At 41.8% G+C, this 24,236-nt stretch carries 24 protein-coding genes; 14 read left to right on the top strand and 10 right to left on the bottom strand.

Annotated features, from left to right (window positions below; genetic code table 11):
• Positions 1–174: 174 nt before the first annotated feature.
• The 3 genes from E0D70_RS13800 to E0D70_RS13790 all read left to right on the top strand — a co-directional run bounded on the left by E0D70_RS13800 (position 175) and on the right by E0D70_RS13790 (position 2,642).
• On the top strand, positions 175–531 hold the full coding sequence (locus E0D70_RS13800) for a hypothetical protein (RefSeq protein WP_133012873.1): 357 nt from the start codon (positions 175–177) through the stop codon (positions 529–531).
• A 15-nt stretch (positions 532–546) separates the two neighbouring features.
• Complete coding sequence (locus E0D70_RS13795; protein WP_133012872.1) at positions 547–1,923, top strand: class II fumarate hydratase; 1,377 nt, start codon at positions 547–549, stop codon at positions 1,921–1,923.
• Between the two features lie 266 nt (positions 1,924–2,189).
• Positions 2,190–2,642: a GNAT family N-acetyltransferase gene (locus E0D70_RS13790; protein ID WP_133012871.1), complete on the top strand. Its 453-nt coding sequence runs from the start codon at positions 2,190–2,192 to the stop codon at positions 2,640–2,642.
• On the opposite strand, the gene E0D70_RS13785 is transcribed toward E0D70_RS13790, so the two are convergent.
• A complete protein-coding gene (locus tag E0D70_RS13785; protein ID WP_133012870.1) occupies positions 2,639–2,902 on the bottom strand; it encodes a DUF3820 family protein in 264 nt (87 codons plus the stop codon). The two genes, E0D70_RS13790 and E0D70_RS13785, sit on opposite strands and share 4 nt — an antisense overlap.
• A 233-nt stretch (positions 2,903–3,135) precedes the next feature.
• Here E0D70_RS13785 and E0D70_RS13780 point away from each other — a divergent pair, with 233 nt between their 5' ends.
• On the top strand, positions 3,136–3,678 hold the full coding sequence (locus E0D70_RS13780; protein ID WP_133012869.1) for a hypothetical protein: 543 nt from the start codon (positions 3,136–3,138) through the stop codon (positions 3,676–3,678).
• Positions 3,679–3,709: 31 nt separating this feature from the next.
• On the opposite strand, the gene E0D70_RS13775 is transcribed toward E0D70_RS13780, so the two are convergent.
• Entirely contained in the window at positions 3,710–4,594 is an 885-nt protein-coding gene (locus E0D70_RS13775; protein ID WP_133012868.1) for a LysR family transcriptional regulator, read from the bottom strand.
• 190 nt (positions 4,595–4,784) lie between these two features.
• On the opposite strand from E0D70_RS13775, the gene E0D70_RS13770 reads away from it, so the two are divergent.
• The 3 genes from E0D70_RS13770 to E0D70_RS13760 all read left to right on the top strand — a co-directional run bounded on the left by E0D70_RS13770 (position 4,785) and on the right by E0D70_RS13760 (position 9,350).
• Entirely contained in the window at positions 4,785–5,900 is a 1,116-nt protein-coding gene (locus tag E0D70_RS13770; RefSeq protein ID WP_133012867.1) for an S-(hydroxymethyl)glutathione dehydrogenase/class III alcohol dehydrogenase, read from the top strand.
• Positions 5,901–5,954: 54 nt separating this feature from the next.
• A complete protein-coding gene (gene fghA / locus E0D70_RS13765; protein ID WP_133012866.1) occupies positions 5,955–6,785 on the top strand; it encodes an S-formylglutathione hydrolase in 831 nt (276 codons plus the stop codon).
• Between the two features lie 687 nt (positions 6,786–7,472).
• Positions 7,473–9,350: a methyl-accepting chemotaxis protein gene (locus E0D70_RS13760; protein WP_133012865.1), complete on the top strand. Its 1,878-nt coding sequence runs from the start codon at positions 7,473–7,475 to the stop codon at positions 9,348–9,350.
• Between the two features lie 99 nt (positions 9,351–9,449).
• Here E0D70_RS13760 and E0D70_RS13755 read toward each other — a convergent pair whose 3' ends face one another.
• The gene (locus tag E0D70_RS13755; RefSeq protein ID WP_207923274.1) at positions 9,450–9,881 is read right to left on the bottom strand and encodes a PACE efflux transporter; all 432 of its coding nucleotides are present in this window, start codon (positions 9,879–9,881) and stop codon (positions 9,450–9,452) included.
• A 125-nt stretch (positions 9,882–10,006) separates the two neighbouring features.
• Between E0D70_RS13755 and E0D70_RS13750 the strand changes: the two genes are divergently transcribed.
• A complete protein-coding gene (locus E0D70_RS13750; RefSeq protein WP_165942911.1) occupies positions 10,007–10,885 on the top strand; it encodes a LysR family transcriptional regulator in 879 nt (292 codons plus the stop codon).
• A gap of 252 nt (positions 10,886–11,137) precedes the next feature.
• Positions 11,138–12,118, top strand: a complete 981-nt coding sequence (locus tag E0D70_RS13745) for a sensor domain-containing diguanylate cyclase (protein ID WP_133012863.1) — start codon at positions 11,138–11,140, stop codon at positions 12,116–12,118.
• 84 nt (positions 12,119–12,202) lie between these two features.
• On the opposite strand, the gene E0D70_RS13740 is transcribed toward E0D70_RS13745, so the two are convergent.
• Positions 12,203–13,570: a sodium-dependent transporter gene (locus E0D70_RS13740; protein ID WP_165942910.1), complete on the bottom strand. Its 1,368-nt coding sequence runs from the start codon at positions 13,568–13,570 to the stop codon at positions 12,203–12,205.
• Positions 13,571–13,738: 168 nt separating this feature from the next.
• On the opposite strand from E0D70_RS13740, the gene E0D70_RS13735 reads away from it, so the two are divergent.
• Complete coding sequence (locus E0D70_RS13735; RefSeq protein ID WP_133012862.1) at positions 13,739–14,572, top strand: SDR family NAD(P)-dependent oxidoreductase; 834 nt, start codon at positions 13,739–13,741, stop codon at positions 14,570–14,572.
• Positions 14,573–14,576: 4 nt separating this feature from the next.
• Here the strand turns inward: E0D70_RS13735 and E0D70_RS13730 are convergent, their stop codons facing one another.
• Together E0D70_RS13730 and E0D70_RS13725 are read right to left on the bottom strand one after the other, a co-directional pair.
• A complete protein-coding gene (locus tag E0D70_RS13730; RefSeq protein WP_133012861.1) occupies positions 14,577–15,614 on the bottom strand; it encodes an alpha/beta hydrolase in 1,038 nt (345 codons plus the stop codon).
• A gap of 41 nt (positions 15,615–15,655) precedes the next feature.
• Positions 15,656–15,943, bottom strand: a complete 288-nt coding sequence (locus E0D70_RS13725) for an HlyU family transcriptional regulator (protein WP_133012860.1) — start codon at positions 15,941–15,943, stop codon at positions 15,656–15,658.
• Positions 15,944–16,133: 190 nt separating this feature from the next.
• Here E0D70_RS13725 and E0D70_RS13720 point away from each other — a divergent pair, with 190 nt between their 5' ends.
• The gene (locus E0D70_RS13720; protein ID WP_133012859.1) at positions 16,134–16,349 is read left to right on the top strand and encodes a VF530 family protein; all 216 of its coding nucleotides are present in this window, start codon (positions 16,134–16,136) and stop codon (positions 16,347–16,349) included.
• A gap of 28 nt (positions 16,350–16,377) precedes the next feature.
• Here the strand turns inward: E0D70_RS13720 and E0D70_RS13715 are convergent, their stop codons facing one another.
• From E0D70_RS13715 to E0D70_RS13705, 3 genes are all read right to left on the bottom strand, one after another.
• Positions 16,378–17,370 carry a GGDEF domain-containing protein gene (locus tag E0D70_RS13715; protein WP_133012858.1) on the bottom strand — a complete coding sequence of 331 codons (993 nt, stop codon included), beginning with the start codon at positions 17,368–17,370 and terminating at the stop codon, positions 16,378–16,380.
• Between the two features lie 77 nt (positions 17,371–17,447).
• Complete coding sequence (locus E0D70_RS13710; protein ID WP_133012857.1) at positions 17,448–17,924, bottom strand: NYN domain-containing protein; 477 nt, start codon at positions 17,922–17,924, stop codon at positions 17,448–17,450.
• A gap of 111 nt (positions 17,925–18,035) precedes the next feature.
• Positions 18,036–18,974, bottom strand: a complete 939-nt coding sequence (locus tag E0D70_RS13705; protein ID WP_133012856.1) for a hypothetical protein — start codon at positions 18,972–18,974, stop codon at positions 18,036–18,038.
• Between the two features lie 235 nt (positions 18,975–19,209).
• Between E0D70_RS13705 and E0D70_RS13700 the strand changes: the two genes are divergently transcribed.
• The gene (locus E0D70_RS13700) at positions 19,210–20,493 is read left to right on the top strand and encodes a ribonuclease J (RefSeq protein ID WP_240537142.1); all 1,284 of its coding nucleotides are present in this window, start codon (positions 19,210–19,212) and stop codon (positions 20,491–20,493) included.
• 56 nt (positions 20,494–20,549) lie between these two features.
• Here E0D70_RS13700 and epmB read toward each other — a convergent pair whose 3' ends face one another.
• Complete coding sequence (gene epmB, locus E0D70_RS13695) at positions 20,550–21,563, bottom strand: EF-P beta-lysylation protein EpmB (RefSeq protein ID WP_133012892.1); 1,014 nt, start codon at positions 21,561–21,563, stop codon at positions 20,550–20,552.
• A gap of 194 nt (positions 21,564–21,757) precedes the next feature.
• On the opposite strand from epmB, the gene efp reads away from it, so the two are divergent.
• Both efp and E0D70_RS13685 read left to right on the top strand, forming a co-directional pair.
• Positions 21,758–22,333 (top strand): elongation factor P, encoded by a 576-nt coding sequence (gene efp / locus E0D70_RS13690; RefSeq protein WP_133012855.1) that lies wholly within the window; start codon positions 21,758–21,760, stop codon positions 22,331–22,333.
• A 497-nt stretch (positions 22,334–22,830) separates the two neighbouring features.
• Entirely contained in the window at positions 22,831–23,937 is a 1,107-nt protein-coding gene (locus tag E0D70_RS13685) for a porin (protein ID WP_133012854.1), read from the top strand.
• Positions 23,938–24,236 lie beyond the last annotated feature (299 nt).

Here is a 24,236-nt window from a genome sequence, read left to right as displayed (position 1 = left end):
TGTCTTTCACATAGCGGCACTGGCGGCGTTTTTCAAGGTAACTGTCATAAGCATGCTCCGATTTTAAATAACGCTGGTTTTTATTTTAATGGGAATCGTTATCAATAACTTGACAGGTAAGTTATCACGTTTCATTATTGATAATAGTTATCATTTCAATAGGCGGACAACAGCATGAGCCATTATCTCGTTCCATTTTCAGTGATTGAGCAAACCATTCAAGGCGGTCAGTGCGCAGATTCGCCAGAAGTGCTTTACCATTACCTTAAGATCAGTGAAGAATATGCCGATAGACTAAATATTACTGATGCTGTTACATTGCATCAGAGAGTATTTAATGTCTTATTAGATACTGTGTGTGACACCCACATCGCGCCGCATTGGCGACAAGTCTGCTTAGACATGGTGTATCGACCTTTGGCGAATTTAAAACGGCTGATTGTGACTTATCAAGACGCTAAAGCTTATTTCAGAATGGAGCATGATTTACGAACCCTCAGCCACTATTTTTTATGCTCATTAGAATCATAAGGAAATCGTTAGATTATGAAAATGCGAATTGAAAAAGACAGCATGGGTGAACTAAATGTCCCTGAAAGTGCGCTTTATGGCGCACAAACTCAACGAGCAATTAATAACTTTCCTGTTAGTGGCGAGCCTCTTCCTGAAGCGTTTATACGCGCTCTTATTCTGATCAAAGCGGCTGCGGCACGAGCTAATGAAACTCTAAAATGCATTACTTCTGAGCAGTCTCAGGCGATTCAAAGCGCGTGTGAAGTATTGTTGAGTGACACAAACCTAATGACGCATTTCCCTGTGGATGTGTATCAAACAGGCTCTGGTACTAGTACTAATATGAATGCGAATGAGGTGATAGCAACGATGGCAAGTCGTCACTGTGATACGCCGATTAGCCCTAATGATCATGTGAATTTTGGTCAAAGCAGTAACGATGTGATACCGAGTGCCATTCATGTGAGTGCGAGCATTGAGCTAACGGGGCATTTAATCCCAGCGCTTTCACATCTAAAAGCCGTAATTGAAGAAAAAGGCGACACATTAAAAGATTATACCAAAACAGGTCGAACGCATTTAATGGATGCTATGCCGGTTCGTTTTGATCAAACGTTTCATGCTTGGGCTGCTCAACTCGGCGATAATCTAGATAATTTGCAGTACATAGAGACGAAAATTACTCGCCTTGCACAAGGTGGAACGGCGGTTGGTACCGGTATTAATGCACACCCTGAGTTTGCCGCATTGTTTGCCAAAGAGCTTTCTTATTTAACTAAAGTAACCTTTACACCCGGTGAGAATTTCTTTGCTTTGATAGGTTCCCAAGACACAGCTGTCGCGCTGTCGGGCCAGCTGAAAGCGGTAGCCGTCACGTATATGAAAATCGCCAATGACCTTCGTTGGATGAATTCGGGCCCATTGGCTGGTTTAGGTGAAATTACTCTGCAAGCCTTACAACCTGGTTCATCTATTATGCCGGGTAAAGTGAATCCTGTTATTCCTGAAGCCGCGGCTATGGTGGCGGCACAGGTTATTGGTAATGACGCTGCGATTACCATTGGTGGGCAAGCTGGGAATTTTGAGCTCAATGTTATGTTACCAATGATCGCGAAAAATTTGCTTAGCAGCATTAAGTTGTTAGCGAATAGCGGTCAATTGTTAGCGGATAGTGCCATTGCGACATTGACGATCAACGAAGACAAGCTGAATGAAGCCTTGCATCGCAACCCGATTTTAGTCACCGCATTGAACCCTATTATTGGTTATGCCAAGGCCGCTGAAATTGCCAAAAAAGCGTATAAAGAAGGGCGTCCTGTTGTTGATGTAGCGGAAGAAAATACTGATTTGAGCCGAGAAGAATTATTGGCTTTATTAGATCCCGCAAAATTAACCCATGGTGGATTATAGTTTCACGATTCGTTTTGTCTCTCTTGCTAAAAAGCATAAATAGACCAGCGCAAATGCGCTGGTTTTTTTTGCAAAGTTTACATCGGGTCAAGGTGGGGATGGGTCTTCATTCGTGTATTTCTTGTGATGTTAAAAAGGTGATCCGATCCTAATACTTGCCTATTAAACAAGATAATGATTATCTTAGGACTCTTTCGTACAGCATGATATCGAGCAAGTGCTTCGTTCGTTGAATGCAAGAAATAGTACTTAATTTGGAGGCACCGATGAATTCGAAGTTTTTTCTTCGACCAGCGACCATGAGCGACGCCGATTGCTTATTGGAATGGCGTAATGACATAGTTACGCGCCAAGCGTCTCTCTCACCAGAAAGAGTGGAAGTAGCGAGTCACTTGAAATGGTTAAAATCGACTATTCATAATGAGCATCGTAAGTTGTGTATTGCTGAGTTGAATCATCGAGCGGTCGGAACAATACGTGCAGATAAAGACAAAGACGGTTGGATTTTATCTTGGACTGTCGCACCTAAATCTCGGGGTAAAGGCATCGCACAAAAAATGTTAAATGCCTTTATTCAAGGCTTCGATGGCGTGTTATTAGCACAAATAAAAGCGACTAATATTGCGTCGCAAAAAGTCGCTGAACGAGCTGGATTTACATTAATAGAGAAATCGGAAGGCGACGATCTATACCACTACCATCGAGTATGTAAAGCTTAATTATCAAAACGAATTCGAACCTTCGGTTCATCTGTTTTTTTCTCGGTTGGATTGCGCAGAGGATCTACTAATTTTTCCAAGCCATTAATTTTGATTTCCAATGCCAGTTGTAGCCACTGTCCTAGATTGCCACTCGGCCAACCTTCTTTGGCAAACCATAGTAAATAGGCTTCGGGTAAGTCGATCAAAATACGGCCATTGTACTTTCCGAATGGCATCGTTTGGCGGGCAACTTGGACAAGATCTTGTTGGGAAAACATAGCTGGCTCGTTTATCAAAATTGTTTAGCGTATTTAATCATAGGCACGCCTTACTGGCTATGCAGCCATCGCCGTGGCGTCTTTTGTTCTATCTGATACCAGCCAGTTGCCCACTGCGTTCCACCTTGTGTGGACTTAACTTATTTGAATAACACTATTTTCAATTTATAGAAGCACAACTGACATAAATTGATTTTTAATATATCTACTCATCCAAGCGTTAAGGAATAGCAATGAAATTGATCACAAAGAATCTACTTCTGGGGGGCATTTTAGCTCTATTTACCTCTTCGGCTTTTTGTAACACTTCGCCTTTAGCAACAAATACACATGTGCCATTTGATATACACATTACCTTTAGCTCCAGAGATGTATTGAGTTTAGCGACACCAGAACAAATCAAAAACAATCCTTCTTTCTTTAATGCATTACGTCATTTTGAGTCTCCTGTTATGCATGCGACTCAAAACATACACCATGAGAAAAGTCCGCTTTCATTAGAAAAAGCCTTTTCCGGTACGAAACAAACAACGACGTTAATTTCCCAATATACGACGCCTAATAAGGTGCATTTAAATGTGAAGCTAAACGCATCTTCACATACCGCATCTTTTCAGGGAGATTCTATTTTGATGGTGGATTTCACCTTTAACATTAGTGATGGAAAAGGGGATGCCATTAAGATTAAGGGCACGGATGTAATGGGGTTAAATATCCATGATTATGTCATTACTGTTAATAAAAATAATCTTAGATCCATGACGCTGGCCTCTTAATTTGGGGAGATTATAGATAGGCTTATTGAGGCTAAAAAGGCGGATTTTGTTTGAGTCGATGAATCAAATAATCACAGATTTTCTGTAACTTTGGCGAAGGTTGACGTACTTTTGGATAGACTAACCAAACACCGCTATAAGGGTATTGGTACTGTGGTAGCAGGGCAATGAGGTGTCCAGAAGCAAGGTCATCGGCAACATAATAATCGGGTAGCTGTGCGATACCGAGTCCTTTTCTAACGGCGTCTAGTAAGGCTGGGCCTGAGTTGCTGCGCCAATTACTGACGATTTTTACTTCTTTGCGTTGACCGTCTTGTTGAAATAACCAATGGTTTTTTGAACCGATAAGGCATTGATGTTTACTCAACTCGGCCAAAGTGTGAGGAATGCCGTGCTGATCCACGTAGCTTCTAGAAGCGCACAAATATTCCGCACGATCGCAGAGCCGTCGTGATAAATGGCTAGAGTCCTTTAGTGCCCCCATTCGGATGGCTAAATCATAGCCTTCTTCGATCAGGTCTACTTCTCGATTAGTAAGATGAAAATCCAATTCTATCTTGGGATGATCAATCAAAAAATCGTTCATTAAGGGCGCAATAAAGCGCTCCCCAAACGTTGTAGCGCAGGTCATTTTAAATGGGCCAATGGGCGCTTGATTTAGCGTAGAGATAACTTCTTCAGCACTGCTTAAGGCTTCTGGTAAACCTCGACAGTGTTGGTAGTAAAGTTCGCCTGCTTCACTTAAACGGATGCGCCTTGTAGTTCGAAACAATAAGGTGGTGCCCAGCTCGCTTTCTAGTTGAGTAATAAGGCGGCTGATGTGTGAAGCGGATACTTTAAGTTGTATGGCGGCGGCGGAAAAACTACCTTGTCGTACGACTTCAATAAAGGCCTCCATGGCTTCCCAGTTTTTCATTACGCGCTCGCTTTTTTCGTTAATTAGTCGGCTGGTATTTTAACGTGAATCTTTGAAAGAAAAAATGATTGATGCTGTGTGGCAATAATCATTTTCTAAAATAGCTATTATCGTCTTAATCATTTAGGGATAAAGTAGCTGCACTTAAATTATCTTATCCTTTTCGTTAAAACATATTTTGGAGAACGCAATGAAATGTAAAGCAGCAGTTGCTTGGGGCCCAGGCCAACCACTTAAAATTGAAGAAGTAGATGTTCAAGACCCACAAGCGGGTGAAGTGTTAGTACGTATGGTCGCAACGGGCGTTTGTCACACGGATGCGTTTACCTTATCGGGCGACGATCCAGAGGGCGTATTTCCTGCAATTCTAGGCCATGAAGGTGCTGGTGTTGTTGAAGCCGTCGGTGAAGGTGTCACGACGCTTAAAGCAGGTGATCACGTCATTCCTCTTTATACGGCTGAGTGTGGTGAATGTAAGTTCTGTAAATCAGGCAAAACTAATTTATGCAGTGCGGTTCGTGAAACGCAAGGTAAAGGCCTAATGCCAGATGGCACCAGTCGTTTTAGTATTAATGGTGAACCTATTTTTCATTATATGGGGACGTCAACGTTTTCTGAATACAGTGTAGTACCGGAAATTGCCCTGGCAAAAATTCAGGTTGATGCGCCACTGGAAAAAGTCTGTTTGCTAGGTTGTGGTATTACCACTGGTATCGGCGCGGTATTGAATACAGCGAAAGTAGAAAAAGGTGACACGGTAGCGGTATTTGGTTTGGGTGGCATTGGGTTGTCTGTTATTCAAGGCGCACGTATGGCGGGCGCAGGTCGTATCATCGCGATCGACATTAACGAATCTAAATTTGAAATGGCTAAGCAATTTGGTGCGACCGATTGCGTTAACCCGAAAAAATTCGATGCACCGATTCAGCAAGTCGTTGTGGACATGACTGACGGAGGCGTAGATTACTCTTTTGAGTGTATCGGTAATGTTGATCTTATGCGCTCAGCGCTTGAGTGTTGCCATAAAGGTTGGGGCGAATCCATCATCATTGGCGTAGCGGGTGCAGGTCAAGAGATCTCAACGCGTCCATTCCAGTTGGTAACAGGTCGAGTCTGGAAAGGCTCTGCTTTTGGTGGTGTAAAAGGTCGCAGTCAATTGCCTGGTTACGTAGAAGATTACATGAATGGCAAGATCGAAATTGATCCATTCGTGACGCATACTATGCCGCTTGAAGACATCAACAAAGCATTCGATTTGATGCATAAAGGCGAAAGTATTCGTACTGTTATCCTTTTTGATAAATAAATTTTTTCATACGGTCGCACGGTGTTTTCCGTGCAACCTGAAAGGAATGTAAAGATGGAATTGCTATCTAGTACAAAAGCTTTTGGTGGCTGGTTGAAACGTTACCGCCACGAAAGCTTGTCGGTTCGTGGTGAAATGACTTTTGCTATTTATTTACCACCACAAGCGGAAACACAAAAAGTACCAGTGTTGTATTGGTTGTCTGGCTTAACCTGTACCGATGAAAACTTTATGCAGAAAGCCGGTGCTCTTCGTAAAGCGTCAGAACTTGGCTTGGCGATTGTGTGCCCAGATACTAGCCCACGCGGTACGGATTATCCTGAAGAGCATGCTAGTTATGACTTTGGTTCTGGCGCAGGTTTTTATCTGAACGCCACGGTGGAACCGTATTCTAATACGTATCATATGTACGATTATGTGGTTCAAGAATTACCGCATTTGGTTGAAGCCCACTTTCCAGTGACGGATCAGCGTTCTATTTCTGGTCATTCTATGGGCGGACATGGTGCTTTGGTTTGTGCACTTAAAAATCCGGGCAAATACCAGTCTGTTTCTGCTTTTGCGCCGATCGTAAACCCAACACAATGCCCTTGGGGTGAGAAAGCCTTTACCGGTTATCTGGGTGAAGATCGCAAAGCATGGGAAGAGTGGGATGCTACTTATCTAATCGAGAAAGCGGAAGAGCGTTTGCCACTGTTTATCGATCAAGGTGAAGCGGATAATTTCTTAGTGGAACAGCTCAAACCTGAGGCGATTGAAGCCGCATGTGAAAGTGTTGGACACCCGATTACCTTGCGCCGCCAGCCAGGTTACGACCATAGCTACTTCTTCATCGCTAGCTTCATTGATGAGCACCTAGAACATCATTCCAGAGCATTAAGCTAACGGATAAACTGTTCAGAATAAGTAATAGAAAGGCGGGCTTAGGCTCGCCTTTTTTTGTTTAAAAATCGCACCGTCCCCGCCCATTATTGTCAATAATCTGTCGCCAAGGGAAAATTGTTTTATAAGAAATCTAAAAATATGCCGTAACTCATGCAATATTTTGGTTAATGAAAAAGCAATTACTAATTGCCACCTTGATTATTTTGGTGGCTCAGTCTGCACTTACAAAGTTAGAAATCGATAGAATAAATGTAATTATTTCGACTATGAATGCTAATATATTGAATAATAGTTATTTTTTAGAGAGCAAAAAAACGATGTGGTTTTAATCTCCGCTTTCTTGATCATTAGCGCTATACGGCCTCAATAGACACACCCAACACCCAACACCCAACACCCAACACCCAACACCCAACACCAAAGGCAGAGTAAGGCTTAATATCAACCATAATGCTATTGGTAAGGGTGATTGGTTTTGTTTCGAAAAAAGATTATATATGCAGCAAAAAGTAAGCCTAATAAATGTAGAAAACCAACGCATAATCGGCACTATTTTAGACCTTGACCTCTCGATATTTAATGTAAAAGTGACTAGCTTTCCTTGTCGTTAAAAAAACAGAATTATAACTATTAATATAGACCCGAATTCGATTCCCCCTCAGTAAATTTCAATTATAGGCAGAGAAAATGAGCGCAAAGTTAAAACTAATACTATCAATAGGTGGCTTATTCATAATAGCCATTTCTATTGTAACAACTAGCAATTATATGGCTTTTAAAAGTGAGTCGACTGGCAATGGAACCAGTATATTACAGAATGAATCGTTACTTATTTCAGACGCGCTTGATCAACATATGGAGCGATATTTTGACGCACTATCGATAGCCGCCCTTAGCGTTCCTGTCAGTGCAAATGGGGATGTGAATGATGAAAAATTAGCCCCTATACTTGCGTCTCTAATAAGCGAACTGGGTGCTGAAGAAGCCTATTTAGGCCTTAAAGATGGCAGTTCGCACGATAAAAATGGTATTGAAGTAGGCTTTAATGCAAAGGCACTTAAGCGAGAATGGTATGAACGTATCTTTTCAGGAGAGAAAAAAGTCGTTACTACGCCATTTCAAAGCGCATCCGGTAAGACACTTACGGCCGTTGCTGTACCAGTAATCCGAGATGGCGACCTTATTGGTAGTTTGAATATTAATATTTCAGTGGGGAGTGTTGCCAAATTTGCTAACAGCCTAACCAGTACGAATAATGTGATAATAACGCGGGCTGACGGATTCATTATCTCATCTACAGAACACAACGTAGGTGAAAATATTTACAAAGCAATACCTTCGCTAAGTGGTTACGAAGCAAAACCTGCTGGCCTATACAGTGTCTTGCTTAATGGACAGAAAAGCTTAGTCCAAAAAACGATAACGCGTGAGTTAAAGTGGATCGTATGGTCTAGCTCCTCTAATGCTGCTCTTAATTCTGCCTCTAATAGCAATCTAGTGCGCAGCATTCTGGTATCCACTGTTCTTATATTAATTTCCTTGTTTGTAGTCTACTTGATTATCAATAAATTAATGTACAAGCCTATCGGTGGCGAGCCAACCGAGATTGAAAGCTTAGTTCGTGACGTATCAGAAGGTGATCTCACTTTAAATAGAGCACCTACTCCTGATGACACAGGCATTTTCGCAGCAACCCTAAAGATGATTGTAAGCTTACAAAACATCGTTCATTCGATTACCGCTACAAATTTAAAACTTAAAGCTGCCTCCGATGAAACAGCGGCAGCCGCGCTGCAAACTAATAGAAGCTCACAATCTCAAATGGATCACTTGGTATCAACATCCACAGCCATGAACGAAATGACCGCAACGGCTGAAGAGGTTGCTCGCAATACGCTCATGGCTTCTGATGCGGCTGATAAAGCGAATATCTATGCACTCAATGGAGAAAAAGCGGTCAATGAAATGAACGACGACATCACTTCATTGGTTTCAGAAATCCAAAATGTAACGACAGCCACTCGACAGCTAGAATCTGAAACACAGGAAATTGGCTCTATCCTTGCGGTGATTGATGCCATTTCAGAGCAGACTAACTTGCTGGCATTAAACGCCGCCATTGAAGCAGCGAGAGCTGGTGAGCACGGGAGAGGTTTTGCCGTGGTGGCCGACGAAGTGCGTAATCTTGCTAATCGCACCAAAGCCAGCACACAAGAAATACAAACTGTGATTACCCGTCTCCAAAGCGAAGCGAAAAGATCGGTTGAGCTTATGGAGGCTAATGTTAATAGTGCGGTATCAACCTCAGCGAAGGCACTGACTGCAAATGAAGCACTTAAGAGTATAAGTGAAGCGATTTCCGATATATTGGATATGAACAATCAAATAGCAACGGCGGCCGAACAACAGACACAGGTCGCTTCAGAAATTAACAATAGCATCATTGATATCAATGAAATGGCTAAGCAAACACAGCAAAGCTCAGAAAGTAGTAAAGCTCTGTCATCCGAACTGCTTAGACTTTCAACAGAGCTAGACTCGTCAATCGATCAATTCAAAATATAATCTACTAAGGTGGATTAACATCGCTTATAGACCTCACGGCAAACCTGCTGTGAGGTCTATAACTTTACCTTATACAAATTACGTTCAATTCCATTTTTTTTAATTAGCCGCTTTGCTCTCAACGAGACGAAAGCGAATATGATCGTAGCCATAATTAAATGTGATGGCATACGCTAAGAAGAAAACAACTAGACCACTTGCGAAGATGAGTGCAGGCCAAGCAGACAGATTTAGCATCCACATAATGAGCGGTACGGTGGCGAGTAATAAACCTAATTCAAAGCCTAAACTATGAAATACTCTCGTCAGTAAGGTTCTTTTGATACGTTGATGGCCAAATATCGAATCGAATCCTAAGTTATACAAAAAATTCCATGTCATGGCCGTTAATGACATGGCGATACCTAGGCCTGTCATGGTCACCATTTCCGTTCCCATCAGTAATGCCGACGTCGGCACGACAACTAACAATGCCAGTCCTTCAAATAATAAGCTGTGAAAAACGCGTTCTTTTACCGACATCAGTGACATAACCAGAGAGCTCCAAGTGCAAGTGTTCTAAAAACGCAATAATGACCTGAAATCAGGATAGATCAAAGTTAATTACTATCGGTTTTAGTGATGGTAAAATGTTTTTTTCTAACAGAGTTTTTGATATGTATAGCTTGGAGCAATTAAGAATTTTTTCAGAGGTTGCCGCCACTGGTTCGTTTTCGGCTTGCGCCAGAAAACTCTCTAAAGCTCAGTCTGCCATTAGCCAATCTATTGCCGCATTAGAGATAGATTTGGATACCTTGTTATTTGATCGAAGCGCCAGAACACCGGTATTAACACCAGCAGGTGACAAGCTTCTTGGCTACGCCCAAGCGGTTTTAAAACAGAGTCAGGAGCTTAATAAAGCGGCGACCGCGTTATCTAAAGCGGAAGAGTCTCATCTCATTATTGCCATTGATGATGCTTTAATGTTGCCCAAGTTAAAAAGTATTTTGGTGGACCTTAGTCATCATTTTGTTGCCTCAGAGGTCGAAATACACAGTATTGCCAGTCCAGATATGATGGATCACCTCAGTCAAGGCAAGGCGGACATCGGTCTACAGTTTGCTAATATCGGTCTAGAAAGTGCGTTTGATGTTTGTAACTTAGGAGATTTGCCTTTTTACGCGGTTGCTCACCCTAATCATCCGTTAGCGGCGTTATCCCAGATTGATATACGCGATATTATGTCTCATAAGCAATTGTTAATTCGAGGTGTAAATGGGCGTCATCTCACGCATTTTTTGCCAATTTCAGTACAAAAAATGTACTGCAATAATTTTGATACTCTACGACAACTTACTAGGCTTGGTTTAGCGTGGAGTTATTTGCCTTGCCACATGGTTGAAGAAGATATTACGGGTGGTAAGCTAATGAAACTGCCTTTTAATTTTGACTATAAACCATGGCAAGCACCTGTAGAATGGGTGCGTCCTAGTCAGCAAACGGTGGGCCCCGCCTTGAGCTGGTTTGAGCAAGAATTGAAACACTTATTCAATTAATACAGGGTATTTTGTAAAGGTTGGAATAGACGCTCAAATGTCGTTAGGCACACCACTGGTATTGCTTTACTCTGATTATTGTCTATTAGGGTCATATAGTGAAAATAGCAGGGGGATGCAGTAGAACGTTGTCTAAGCTCGAATAGAAAAACCATAGGTAGATATTTGCTATCAATGGGTAACAACATTGTTTTGCATTATTAGCATTGAGATAACAGCGGATGTTAGCTGATATGAAGATAAGGAGTCGACATGAAAGAACCAAAACAACCGCCAAATGAGGCAGAACGATTGCATGCTTTAAGAGCGCTTAAAATCCTTGATACTTCTTATGAAGAAAGGTTTGACCGCATTACTCGTATGGCTAAGCAGATGTTTAAAGTGCCCATTACCTTGGTAAGTTTGATTGATGAAGATCGGCAGTGGTTTAAGTCTTGCCAAGGTTTAGAAGTAACAGAAACTCCTCGAGCATTGTCTTTTTGCGGTCATGCAATCAATCAGGATGAGGTCTTTATCGTACCTGATACCCTGAAGGATGAGCGGTTTGCTGATAATCCATTGGTAACTGGAGACCCTAAAGTTCGTTTTTATGCGGGCTATCCTCTTAAGTTACGCCCCGGAATTAATTTAGGGACCTTGTGTATTATTGATTCAAAACCCAGAGAGCTTAGTGCTGAAGATAAGCAGCTGCTAGAGGACTTTGGTGCAATGATTGAGCAAGAGATTAAATCGATGCAGTGGGCGACCTTTGATGACCTAACGATGGTTTCTTGCCGCCGTGGTTTTATGTCGTTGGCGGATTATGCCAAGAAAGTATGCCATCGTGACAAAATGTCTATGGTGTTTATTTTGCTCGACTTAGATAAGTTTAAAGTGATTAATGACCTTTATGGTCATCATGAAGGTGATGTTGCACTCATTCAGTTTGCAGAAGTTATGCGTGAAACGTTTCGAGAAAGTGACATTATCGGCCGTCTAGGTGGGGATGAGTTTGTCATCATGTTATCAGATATAGCTATCGACAAAGTTAATGCGCTGTTGAGTCGCTTTGACGATGCGATTGCAGACATGAATGTTCGTATTAATAAGCCCTACAAAATTGAATTTAGCGTTGGCGTAGCTTCTTTTCCTTATGATACGAAGAAGTCATTAGATGACATGGTAGCTGCCGCAGATTTGGCTATGTACGAACAGAAAAAACGTAAGAAATCCGAAGCAGAAAAGCCTGAATAAACCTCATTCGATAATACAGTAAAATAAAAAGTGAGCCTAGGCTCACTTTTTATTTGCTTTCGTTTTAGGAGGCAATGCCAATACTTAATCGAACGACGCCCAAATAATAGCAATGACCGTTAATGGGCAAACGAAACGCACGTACCATGGCCAAATTTTCCCGAACCTTGTATTACGAAACTCAGCAAAGCCGCTTTCTAACTCTTTGAATTTCGCATTTCGGTTCCATACCCAACCCCCAAATAAACAGAACATTAGGGCTGCAAAGGGCTGTAAATATTGCGTGGCGAGTGTAACAACTAATCCAAACATGGCGCCAAAGTGATAAACAATAACAGCGCTAAAGAGGGCAATGATAATACCAAGTACCCAGCTAGTGGGTGTGCGTTTGGTATTGAACCGTTCTGACACTAAAGCCACGGGGCATTCTAACATCGATATGGAAGAGGTAAGCGCAGCGATGGTCAGTAGAAGGAAGAAGATCACCGAGAACAACTGACCAAGTAAACCAAGGCTATTAAACATCAATGGCAGCACGGTAAAGACTAAGGTATCAGAGCTAAGTAGTGAACCGTCGTCGGCGTAAATTTGTACACCGTTGTGCATGGCAACAAACATGGCAGGGAGTACAACCAAACCCGCAACGAAAGCAACAGAGGTATCTATCAAGGTAACGCTTAGTGCCATTTTGGGAAGGTTTTCTTTCTTGCTTAAGTAAGATCCATAAATCAGCATCGAACAACCGCCAATGGTAAGCGAGAAAAAGCCTTGTCCCATGGCCGCGAGAATCAGTTTGCGATCCCAGATTTTGTCAAAGTCAGGAATGAGGTAGTGCTTTAAGCCTTCCATCGCTCCTTGTTGCATCATGATGTAAATGAACAAAATAATGAAAAGAGCAAAAAGGGCAGGCATGAGGCGTGTTGACCATTTCTCTATACCGCGTTTTACGCCACCTTGGACGATTAAGATGGTGAGCACATAGAAGAGGAGGGTGCCAAATAAGTTACGCTCAATACTAAAGCCTTTTAACCAGCTTGCTTGATCGGTTAAACCAACTAAACCTGCAATAGCGGCAAGTAGAAAACAAATAATCCAACCACCGACAATGCTATAAAACGCCAAAACAACACTGGGAACACTCAGACCGAGCCAACCAACCAAAGCCCCAATACGTTGTGCAATAGGGTTCTTGTTTAGCGATCGCATGCTATCGACAGGGTTGGCTTGACCATAACGGCCAATGGCCATTTCGACCACTAACATTGGAAAGGCAACTACGAAAATTAATACCAAATAGACCAGTAAGAAGGCTCCACCACCATTACTGGCCGCTTGTGTTGGAAAGCCCCAAATATTTCCTAAACCAACGGCCGCACCGGCCGCCGACAAAATAAACCCAATGCGGGAGCCAAAGGTTTCCCTAGTACTTTCGTTTTTCACGATATCTTCCATTACAATTACTTTAGATAGACAAAATTTTCCAGTAACCTAAGTGAAAAGAATCAAAATAACAAGTATTTAGGTCATAACTGGTACAGAGTGTTGATTAGGCACAAATGCTTTCACAGTGAGTGCAGGTGCTTGTTGCTATCTATTATGTTTTTCAAAAGAGGATCTAGCATGCAGTACTCGATTTTAATCACAGGTTGTTCAAGTGGTATTGGTCTTGAAGCCGCTAAAATGTTGCAAGAGCGTGATTTTTTGGTGGTGGCTAGTTGCCGACGTGAAGAGGATGTGGAAGCGCTAAAATTAGCAGGACTGCGTCATGTTGTGCAGCTGGATCTTGCTGATTCTGCCTCGATTGAAAAAGGCTTACAAGAAGCGTTAGTCATTACAGGTGGTCATTTATATGCGTTATTTAATAATGGTGCCTATGGGCAACCTGGCGCGGTTGAAGACTTGTCAGTAGAGGTATTAAAAACTCAGTTTAATACTAATTTCTTTGGTACTCATGAGTTGACCTGCAAAGTGCTAAAGCTAATGTTAGCGCAAGGTTATGGTCGTATCGTAAATAATAGCTCTGTCCTTGGCTTAGTTGCTATGCCATTTCGAGGGGCTTACAACGCCAGCAAGTTTGCCTTAGAAGGTTTAACCGATACTTTACGTCTAGAGCTTGCGGATACTCCGATTCATATTTGCTTAATTGAACCAGGTCCGATTGAAAGCCGTTTTAAAGCCAATGCCTTGGCCGCCTTAAGAGATAATGTAGATATTTCTCAAAGCCGACATCAACAAGGCTATGAAGAAGCGATTGGGCGTTTGTCTAAAGAAGGGCCGACTTCGTCACAGACATTACCAGCCAGTGCGGTAGTCGCCAAACTGATTCATGCATTAGAGTCTCGTCGTCCTAAGCCTAGATATTACGTGACAACACCGACTTATATTGCAGGTATTTTAAAACGAATTTTACCAACGCGATTGCTTGATTTGGTGATGAGTAAGCAGAGTAATTGACGGCTTACTCATCTGGTTTCTTTTCAATCTCATTTTTATGTGTTTGTTCTATCAGCCAAGAGTCGATACTGGCTAAGTAGGCTTCTCTGGCTGGTAAGTGTGATAGGTATAAGTCATGAAAACCTTTGGGAATAATCGCGATATCGAGGTTGGTAAAGGTTTTAGTGGCGGCGTCTTGCATGCTGTTTATATTAAGAACACCGTCACCCATTTGCATGTCTGCGACGTTTTTTGTATTGATGGTACTGATCTCAGAATGGCATAAGAGGGTGGGAGTCTCTATGTGTTTATTAGTCAGGCTACGCTGCGCCAAAGTAATTTGTTTGAGCCAGTGAAATGATAATGGGAAGCCAGCCGCCGGTTTCCAATCTAAACGATAATCCCATTCACCATTAAATGTCGTATGTAATGATTGAGAGTAGAGCGTCGCTTCTTTTGCTTGAAATGACACAAAAGGCAGTAATGAAACAAGCGTGTAGATAGGGCAATTAAGACGCTTCAGTACCTTTGGTGAAAATGGTAAAGCTAAAAAAGGGCTGTTTAAAATAAGGCCAGTTATTGCAGGAAAGGACGTTTTGTAATGGCTTTCTCGTTCAGATAATAAAGGATGTTTAGCGAGATAAGTCGCCGCTACCAGTCCACCAGTGGAGTGCGCGAGCATGATCACTTGGTCTACACCATCTTCTTTCATGGTTGCTAAGGCAATGTCGAGGTCCTGTCCGTATTGGTCTATCGAGTCACACCAGTTAGGCAGTAAATTCGGACGAATAGAGCGCCCATAGCCTTGTAAATCCACTGCGTAGAAGCGATAACCTTGAGCAATAAAGTGATCGGCTAAGCCAGTTTGAAAAAAATAGTCGGTGTAACCATGAATATACAAAATGCCCTGTTTGGCTTTTTGTTCACCAAGATGGTCAATTAGGGTGGTGTCGACTGGGCCTTTGGGGTCGGAGAAAGAAAAGGTCCGAGAGCGATAACTCGCTCCCAATAGGTCTTCACGTTCGTTTGTTTGTTTCCAGTGTTGTCCTATTGGTGCGTTCATATTGTTCTTCTTTTGGTTGTTATATTGTTTATGTCGTCTTTTTAGCCAAATAGATTGTCGCCTAGTTGGTCGATCGTCAATTTGCTTTTACGCAGAGTAATTTCCATACATTCGTCGCGATTAGGGATAAGATCTGAGCGAATAAATCTATGAACTTTTTGCTCGTCACCTTCTCCTTTGGTGATGGTTGCAGCAACGCGGTACTGACCACCTTCTTTCATTGGAGCTGGTATGATTTCAAACCCTTTGTACTCAACCGCTTCTTCTGCTTCGACTGGCGCGCTTTCGCCACCAGAAAATAGACCTTTCAGTCCGGATAAAATGCCCATTTATGTTCTCCTATCTTGTGATCTATTTTTTTATGAATTGATGCTATTTTTCGGGGATTTTGGTTATTAGTCAAATGTTCTAATGGGTTTTTTCTGTATTTCACCGCTTTAAAATCATTTGGGTATCTACGTAAGATACACCATTAGTTAAGGTATAATAGCGTAACGATTTTTTTAGAGTGAATTGGCAATGACAGCACAAGTGAATAATCCATTACATGGCATAAAATTAGAGAAAATAGTCACGGATCTAGTTGAGCATTTTGGTTGGGATGAACTGTCAATACGGATCAATATTAATTGTTTTAAGAGTGATCCTTCTGTGAAGTCAAGTTTGAAATTTTTGCGTAAGACGCCATGGGCTAGAGAGAAAGTTGAGGCGCTTTATCTTGAGGTATTTTCTTAATTTAACATTGCTGCCAATATCTATGATGCTAAATACAGACGCAGTTGCGTCCTTCGCTTTTAGCATCATAGAGCTTTTTATCCGCCGTACGTAGAAAATCACCGAGTGACTGTCCTGGTAAAAAACGTGAAACCCCAATGCTAATGGTGATGTTGATGCGTAAGTTATGGCTGTGGAAAAGGTATTGTTCAATAGAGTGCCGAATATTTTCTGCTTTAGGTTTGATTTCTATGTCGGTATGGTTTTTAAACAGAAGAACAAATTCTTCACCTCCCAATCGAAATATATTATTGGCGTCAACATACGTCTGTAAGCATTCGGCCATTTCTACTAACACATGATCTCCTATCTCATGGCCAAATTGGTCGTTTACTTTCTTAAAAAAATCAATATCGATCAATAACATATGGGCTCTATCAGAGCTTTTATCTAGATCACAAAAATGAGCCTCTAAGGCATGGCGATTCTGTACGCCAGTTAAGGCATCGCTCAGTGCGATTTTTTTGAGTTGTTCGTAGTTTCTTGACTGTTGTTGCTCATACAAATGGCATAAGAAGCAGATGAAGCTATGTGCTAGAGAGTAGTTAAGTATGGCCCGATAGGCCATAAATTGGTCAGTTACCATATGCGTATTGATAATAAAAATGCTTGGAATAAGAATAATGGAGGAGAGAAATGCTCCTCGGCGAGTGCCAAACATTATGTAGTAAACCATAGGCAGCGATAGTGCCCATAATATAGAGAATGCTCTGAAGTCTGCGGTATAGGCGGTAATGTAAATTGAGACGGTTACGACGAGTGCAAGAGCGTAGTGTAGGAGTACTTTGTCTTTGTTGTTTATCGTGGCCCAAAAACAATAAAAGCTAAAAATGGAAACAATGACATCCATACAACCAAGAGTCGGATTATTAAAATAAATAATATTAATTGGGCCAAAAAATGCCATTAATATACCGACGAGAATGCTTAAGCCTTTTTGAAGGGAGAGACGTAACTGGACTTGTGTTTTAGTTAGATGCATGAGAGAAGTTCTTTTCCATGATAGATACAATCAAAAGCGTGTTGTTATGACAGTGTAAACTCGCCTTTATCTCCTATCTAGTTGAGTAATAGATCGTCCTTGATCGGGTAAAACTTTGTTGCTGCGTTCACTAACGAGTTGGCAGTTAACATAGGAACCCCATAAACCTCGATTTGCGTATGGTATTTATGATTAAGCTTTTGTGCCAGTAAGTCAAAGTCTCCATCGCCAGAAGCTAATACTAAAACGTCACTGTCTGGTCCGTATTCCATAGCGTCTAATGTAATGCCGACATCCCAATCTCCTTTGCTTGAACCATCTGCACGCTGGATATAAGGTTTTAATTTTACTTCAAAGCCAATCGCTCTAAGAATATTTTGAAATTGTCGTTGTTTTTCATCGCCCCTGTCTACGGCATAGGCAATGGCTTTTACGACGTTCCTGTCTTGAGTTATTTGCTTCCAAAAAACGTTGTAATCGAATCGACGGCCGTAAGCTTGGCGAGTTGTGTAATAAATATTTTGAACATCTACTAATATGGTTACGTTGGTCATTTATCACTCGATTGGTTAAAAGTGCTTTTACGATAAAGTAGTTTAAACAAGCGAACAAGAAAATACAGGGTTTATCCCAATGTAGGTCATGTTTTGAGCTATCTATTGGTCTTATCGAGCTGAAAGGCTCATATCGGAGTTTTCATAGAGTGATTCATTTCGAACAAACTGCATTAGCGTCTTAAGTTTGATCGGTTGCTTAGGTGCCATTGAAAAAGAAAGCGTATTAGCTTTAGTGAGGAATGTTGTCACTTGAGTGCTGATATGATGGTTTTGTATTGAATGATAAGGCGCTAAACCAAGATAGGCGGACAAGGTTTTGAAATAAGGTAATGCTTCATGACTAGATTTCGCAGAAAACTCAGGCCACTGCCGCTTGATAAGACCTTCGTCTCGAAACCGTAACGCTATTTTATGGAAGGCAATACTGTCGCCATACAAAATAGGTATGGCATCAAGTTGCCCTAACGCCATTGAAGCCAGTAAATCTGAGCGAAACTCCTGCAAAGAAACATCTTGGTTCAATATATCTATATTACTGTTGAAAAAAAGATGCCCAACTTGATCAACCTGAAGCGTTAATGTGGAGTCAATATTTCCCTCTTTAGGCGCTGATAGGAAATGCCCTTGTCCAGTGAGTTGTTGTATTCCCATGAGCGTCATTAGTCGTCGAGTGTCACGAGCAATAAATGAGGTCTTGTTATCATCAAATTGGAAATCTACGTTGAGTTTGGGGTAAATAACAGGAAGGTAATTGAATTTAATATGCGTAAGTCTTAGCCAAGGATAACGTTTATTGCCTATCGAAACGGAGTGCATAACCGGCGTAAGTGTCAGCGGATTAAAGCTTATGCTTTTATAATGAATAAGAGGAGCAAGGCCAGATTCGTGTATTTGTTTGTCGATCACTTGAGTGGCATAGCGGGTACCAAAATATTTTGCAGCAGAAAACAATAGAATCAATAAAATGAGCAGAGCCAATAAGCTAACAGCGCCCCTGCGTATTTTGTTTCGTTGTGTTTTGGTACTTGGCTGAAAAGTGCTTTGCATGTAGCCCTCTTTGTCTAGGTGCTAAGTGTGTTGAAGCGATGCTAGTTAGGGCCGCTCTATTGATGAACTTAATCGATAGCGTAGACCTCTATTAGAGTGGGATCTTATAAGAAATCACGTAAGATAGACAAAACTTCTAACATCTTACCTTTAACAGGAGCGCTTTATCTCTTCATTGATACCTTCACAGCAGGATTTGTGGTTTTTGCCTCTAGGTGGAACGGGCGAAATTGGCATGAACATGAACCTATATGGTCATGACGGCCAATGGTTAATGGTGGATTGTGGCGTTTCTTTTAATGAGCCATTAAAGCCGGACGACATTCATACTGCCGAAGTAGTATCAGCTGATCCTTCTTTTATTGCTGAACAAAAAGAGCGCCTTGCGGGTATCGTGATTACCCATGCCCATGAAGACCACGTAGGTGCTTTGCCTTTTTTATGGCGACGTTTTAAATGCCCTGTTTATACCACGGCTTTTACTGCAGAAGTATTACGCCGTAAGTTAGCGCAAGTCGGATTGGTTGATGAAGTTCCGGTGATTGTGGTGAAAGAAAATGAAACGCAAAAAATTGGTGTTTTCAATGTGTCTTGGTTGGCGTTGACACATTCGGTGCCAGAACCCTTTGCAATGACAATCGATACCCCAGCGGGGCGTATTTTTCACACCGGTGATTGGAAAATTGATAAACGCCCCATTATCGGTGAAGGCTTTTCGCCCGCTCGTTTTCAAGCGCTCGCGAAAGAAAATATTCTCGCCATGGTGTGTGATTCTACCAATGCATTACGAGACGGGCACTCAGCGTCAGAAAGTGACTGTTATGAAGGCTTGTTAGCCGCCATAGCACCAGAAAAAGGCCGTGTCGTGGTGGGCTGCTTTAGCAGTAATGTAGCAAGGCTGGTGGCATTAGGGCGAGTGGCTAAAGCAACTGGTCGTTATTTAGCGCTCATTGGTCGCTCGCTTACGAATATGGTGGGTGCCGCGAAAGCGACGGGTTATTGGCCTGACGATCTGCCCTTGATTGAATCTGCTCATTTAGGCTATTTGCCAAGAGAAGAGGTTTTGGCGGTGGTGACGGGGAGCCAAGGAGAGCCTAGAGCGACACTCAATAGATTAGCAGCGGACAATTGTTTTGATCTGAGCCTTGATGCCAATGATTTGGTGATTTTCAGTGCGATGATGATCCCCGGGAATGAAACCGCGATTATGCGTTTGGTTGAGCAATTTAAAGGTCGAAAGATTCGAACGTTACAGCAACAGGATACAGACTTGACGATCCACGTTAGTGGACACCCTTGTCGAGATGAGTTGAGCCAATTGTATACGTGGGTTCAACCTGAGCTAGCCGTGCCTTGTCATGGTGAGCCTGAACATTTGGCCGCCAATGCCCAAGTGGCAAAGTTAAGCCATGTTCCGCGCCAATTAGTAGGACGAAATGGTGATCTATACCAATTCGCCCCACAGGTTAGTATTCGTCGACAACAAGTAAAAACAGAGCGTATTGCTTTATCTCGGTAAGTTTATGGCATTGTTCTACTGTAGAAATAATCACTAATCTGCTTTATAAATAAGCGCTAATCGACAATGGGAGCAAACACGGTTTTCGCTTGTTTTCCGGGTATTTCTTTGGCCAGCCTTGGTACCAAGTAGCCAGGCAGTTCGGCAGCAACTTTCCCCATTAGTCGTTGTGCTTGTTCAACACTAATATCAAAATGTGCAGCGCCTTCGACCGGGTCTAACGTGAACATATAATAAGGCAACAAACCTGCTTTAAATACTGCTTCGCTAAGATCCACTTGCGCTTTGACGCTGTCATTAATGCCTTTTAAGAGTACGCCCTGATTTAATAAAGTAACGCCTGCGTGCTTTAATTGTTGAGCTGCGTGTATGACATCTTCATCCACTTCGTTAGCGTGGTTAATATGCCACACCATAATAATGTCTAAACGGCTATTTTTTATCCAAGCCAACATCTCGTCACACACTCTCTGCGGAATGACGACAGGCAAGCGTGAATGAATTCGTAAACGTTTAATCTGTGGCAGTGCTTCAAGTTTATGGATTTTGTCAGCCAGTAGAGCATCCTTCATCATGAGAGGATCGCCACCACTGAGAATGACCTCGTTAACTTCTGGATGTGCTTTCAGGTAGTCAATAACAGATTGCCATTCTGCTTGCGCGAGTTGGTTCTCGCCATAAGGAAAGTGACGTCTAAAACAATAGCGGCAGTTAACAGCACAAGTGCCTGTGGTAATAACCAATAAGCGACGCTTGTATTTATGAACGATGGCTTTTTGAGGGCTGTGATCTGCTTCTTCTAATGGATCTGTTGTATAGCCAGGAACAAGCCGCATTTCAGCCGCACTGGGCAGTATTTGCAATAGGAGTGGATCGAGTGGATTACCCCGTTCGATGCGCGACAAGTAGGGACGTGGGACCAATAATTTAAAGGTATTTTGCGCCTCGTTACCATCTTTAACCATGTTAGTGGGTAGAGCGAGATGTTGTATTAGTTCGGGTAAGCTCGTTAACGCCTTAGAAAGGTGTTGCGACCAAGTTAAAGTACTTTCTGTTTGAATCTCTATCACGTCAAATATCTGCAAAGTCGAATGGATTTGGGTTATCATTGGCGCCAAATTATTTCTGGCCGAATAGGCCTTGGGCTCTTTGAGATCTTTGCAAACGTTCTTTTACTATTATAAAAAGATGTTTGCTGAGATCGTCAGGCTGACATGATACGTCAGTTAGAGCCTTTTCTCTAAAAAAGACACGGTGAGGATGTATGGCTAATATTTCTACCAGCGAAATGCGCAATGGTACCAAGTTAATGGTTGACGGTGATCCATGTACTATATTGGATAATGAACATGTTAAACCGGGTAAAGGCCAAGCGTTTAACCGCTTGAAGCTACGTAACCTGCGTTCAGGGCGTGTTTGGGAACGTACCTTTAAATCTGGCGAGACGTTAGAATCGGCAGACGTAATGGAAACCGATATGGAGTATTTATACACCGACGGTGAGTTTTGGCACTTTATGGTAACCGACGGTTCATTCGAGCAATACGCGGCGGATGAAAATGCAGTCGGCGATACGAGTAAATGGCTTAAAGAGCAAGAGAAGTACATAGTAACTTTGTACAATGGCGCACCGCTTGTGGTTACGCCGCCAAACTTCATTGAGCTGGAAGTAAAAGATACAGATCCAGGTGTTAAAGGAGATACCGCAAACGGCGGTTCTAAGCCTGCATTTTTGACGACTGGCGCCATGGTACGTGTGCCACTATTTATCAACATTGGTGAAGTATTGCGCGTCGATACTCGAACCGGTGAATACGTATCACGTGCTACTGGAAAGTAACACGTAAGACGTAAAACTATCCTTATAAAGCCCTCGGTGTTTGCGCACTGAGGGCTTTTTTGATTTTAGTGAGCAAATTAAAAGGAGTGATTTTTAAAATTATGTATATTTGTCATTTTTTGAATTTTGTAAGTTTCTATTATCTTTAATTTCATGATCGTTTCTAGCTATTAAAATTAGTAAAAATTGCAATGAATTATTTTTTAAACGTGAAAATTCTCAAAAAACAAGATTTATAAATCCTTGTTTTCAATGAATAAAATCATAAATAAGTTTTGTTTAAATTACCCCTTGAGTTTTTTACAAGCTTTTCGCGTGTTTTTTTGATGTTTTCGAGTCATATATTTCCTTTCTACGACTAAATAAATCACATTTTTTTAATGCTATATATTTGCTGTGATCTTCCTCTATTTTAGTGCATAAAAAGTGAACTTCTCTGTTTATAGTAAAGACCGTCTAAAAACAAATGGTCAAATCTAAACAAGAGGACAGCTCAAATGAGAAAAACAATCCTAGCACTCGCTATTCCAGCAGCGACTATCATGATGGCGTCAGCACACGCAGCAAATGTTTACAATGCAAACGGTTCTTCTCTTGACGTATATGGCAAGGTGGAAGCGGATATGACACACGCTGGCTCTACAGGCGATTCTGATGCCAAGGGTGATTTAACGACCAGTGCCCGCCTTGGTATTAAAGGTGAAACCCGTGTTAACGATAACGTCAGCGTGTTTGCTAAAGGAGAATGGCAAGTCGCAGGCCAAAATAGTGATGGCAGTAAGTTTACTACTCGTAAAGCTTATCTAGGCGCCGATTTTGGTAAAGACGGTAAAGTGTCTTTTGGTCAACAAAATACACCTCTTTATACCAGCCTTACGCAAGCCATTGATATTTTTGACCAATGGGGGATGGAAGCTCAGACCGGTATTTACGGAGAAAGTCGTCAAGCTAGCCAAGCCATTTACTCTAATACATTTGGCAACTTAGATGTTCAAGCCGGCTACCAATTCCGCAATAATGATGGAAAAGACATTGGAGCAATTTCAAAGAATACTGAGCAAGACAATGCTTACTCTTTAGCGGGCGTATATCACATTGGTACTGGTTTGAATCTACGTGCCGCTTATGCGCGCCAGAACTTTGGTAATGGTATCACTAATACCTATGCATTCAATCCAGCAACAGGTGGTAATACTGTTACTAGCGTATCTACAGGAAATTCTGACGGTAAAATTGATACTTATGGTTTAGGTGCTGACTATACCCTGAATGATCTTTACCTTGCTTTTGTTTACCTAGGGTCTAAAACCGATAATGGAGCAGCAGTAAACAGTAATACATCAATGAATTCCTATGATTTAGTAGGCGCTTACAATATTAATCAATACCGTCTATACACAGGCTATGGTTTGCAGAAAACGAATGCTGACGGATCCTCTTCTCAAAATAGTGTAAAATCTTACAAACTTGGTCTTGAATACAACATTACACCTAACGCCTTAACTTGGGTTGAATATCGCCATAATAATGCTGATGGCACTTACGATGGTGCAGCTGGCTATGCTAAAAACGAAGTGGCTTTAAGTGGCGAATACGATTTCTAAGATTGCTGACTTAAGCAAATTTTAAATTTCTTATTGATGGTGTTACAAATAAAAAAGGCGAGATAATTTTATCTCGCCTTTTTTTCGTTATTGTCCAGACCCGAAATAGGTTCACACCTAGGAGACTGTTCTTTCCTGAAATATTGAACTTAAAACCCCCTCACTACTGCTAACCACGCCATCAAATAGCTGGATGTATTCTGATACATGCCATCCATGAGTGTTTTTTTCAAGCCGTCACATTATCTAAGCGAACAGTTTTTGTGGGCTGCAGGCTATTAAGAAAAGGCCTTTAAAGG

Origin of the sequence: Marinomonas flavescens (assembly GCF_004352835.1) — a bacterium.
GTDB classification, from domain to species: Bacteria; Pseudomonadota; Gammaproteobacteria; order Pseudomonadales; family Marinomonadaceae; genus Marinomonas; species Marinomonas flavescens.
This window is presented reverse-complemented; position numbering and strand designations above follow the sequence as displayed.

Bases quoted from the DNA above. Each gene is read 5' to 3' on its own strand.
- E0D70_RS13705 (WP_133012856.1), bottom strand. From the start codon at position 18,974: ATGCAAAGCACTTTTCAGCCAAGTACCAAAACACAACGAAACAAAATA.
- fghA (WP_133012866.1), top strand. From the start codon at position 5,955: ATGGAATTGCTATCTAGTACAAAAGCTTTTGGTGGCTGGTTGAAACGT.
- E0D70_RS13775 (WP_133012868.1), bottom strand. From the start codon at position 4,594: ATGAAAAACTGGGAAGCCATGGAGGCCTTTATTGAAGTCGTACGACAA.
- E0D70_RS13800 (WP_133012873.1), top strand. From the start codon at position 175: ATGAGCCATTATCTCGTTCCATTTTCAGTGATTGAGCAAACCATTCAA.
- E0D70_RS13780 (WP_133012869.1), top strand. From the start codon at position 3,136: ATGAAATTGATCACAAAGAATCTACTTCTGGGGGGCATTTTAGCTCTA.
- E0D70_RS13725 (WP_133012860.1), bottom strand. From the start codon at position 15,943: ATGGGCATTTTATCCGGACTGAAAGGTCTATTTTCTGGTGGCGAAAGC.
- E0D70_RS13795 (WP_133012872.1), top strand. From the start codon at position 547: ATGAAAATGCGAATTGAAAAAGACAGCATGGGTGAACTAAATGTCCCT.
- E0D70_RS13790 (WP_133012871.1), top strand. From the start codon at position 2,190: ATGAATTCGAAGTTTTTTCTTCGACCAGCGACCATGAGCGACGCCGAT.
- E0D70_RS13785 (WP_133012870.1), bottom strand. From the start codon at position 2,902: ATGTTTTCCCAACAAGATCTTGTCCAAGTTGCCCGCCAAACGATGCCA.
- E0D70_RS13740 (WP_165942910.1), bottom strand. From the start codon at position 13,570: ATGGAAGATATCGTGAAAAACGAAAGTACTAGGGAAACCTTTGGCTCC.
- E0D70_RS13710 (WP_133012857.1), bottom strand. From the start codon at position 17,924: ATGACCAACGTAACCATATTAGTAGATGTTCAAAATATTTATTACACA.
- E0D70_RS13720 (WP_133012859.1), top strand. From the start codon at position 16,134: ATGACAGCACAAGTGAATAATCCATTACATGGCATAAAATTAGAGAAA.
- E0D70_RS13730 (WP_133012861.1), bottom strand. From the start codon at position 15,614: ATGAACGCACCAATAGGACAACACTGGAAACAAACAAACGAACGTGAA.
- efp (WP_133012855.1), top strand. From the start codon at position 21,758: ATGGCTAATATTTCTACCAGCGAAATGCGCAATGGTACCAAGTTAATG.
- E0D70_RS13745 (WP_133012863.1), top strand. From the start codon at position 11,138: ATGAAAGAACCAAAACAACCGCCAAATGAGGCAGAACGATTGCATGCT.
- E0D70_RS13700 (WP_240537142.1), top strand. From the start codon at position 19,210: ATGAACATGAACCTATATGGTCATGACGGCCAATGGTTAATGGTGGAT.
- E0D70_RS13685 (WP_133012854.1), top strand. From the start codon at position 22,831: ATGAGAAAAACAATCCTAGCACTCGCTATTCCAGCAGCGACTATCATG.
- E0D70_RS13770 (WP_133012867.1), top strand. From the start codon at position 4,785: ATGAAATGTAAAGCAGCAGTTGCTTGGGGCCCAGGCCAACCACTTAAA.
- E0D70_RS13760 (WP_133012865.1), top strand. From the start codon at position 7,473: ATGAGCGCAAAGTTAAAACTAATACTATCAATAGGTGGCTTATTCATA.
- E0D70_RS13750 (WP_165942911.1), top strand. From the start codon at position 10,007: ATGTATAGCTTGGAGCAATTAAGAATTTTTTCAGAGGTTGCCGCCACT.
- E0D70_RS13755 (WP_207923274.1), bottom strand. From the start codon at position 9,881: ATGTCACTGATGTCGGTAAAAGAACGCGTTTTTCACAGCTTATTATTT.
- E0D70_RS13715 (WP_133012858.1), bottom strand. From the start codon at position 17,370: ATGCATCTAACTAAAACACAAGTCCAGTTACGTCTCTCCCTTCAAAAA.
- E0D70_RS13735 (WP_133012862.1), top strand. From the start codon at position 13,739: ATGCAGTACTCGATTTTAATCACAGGTTGTTCAAGTGGTATTGGTCTT.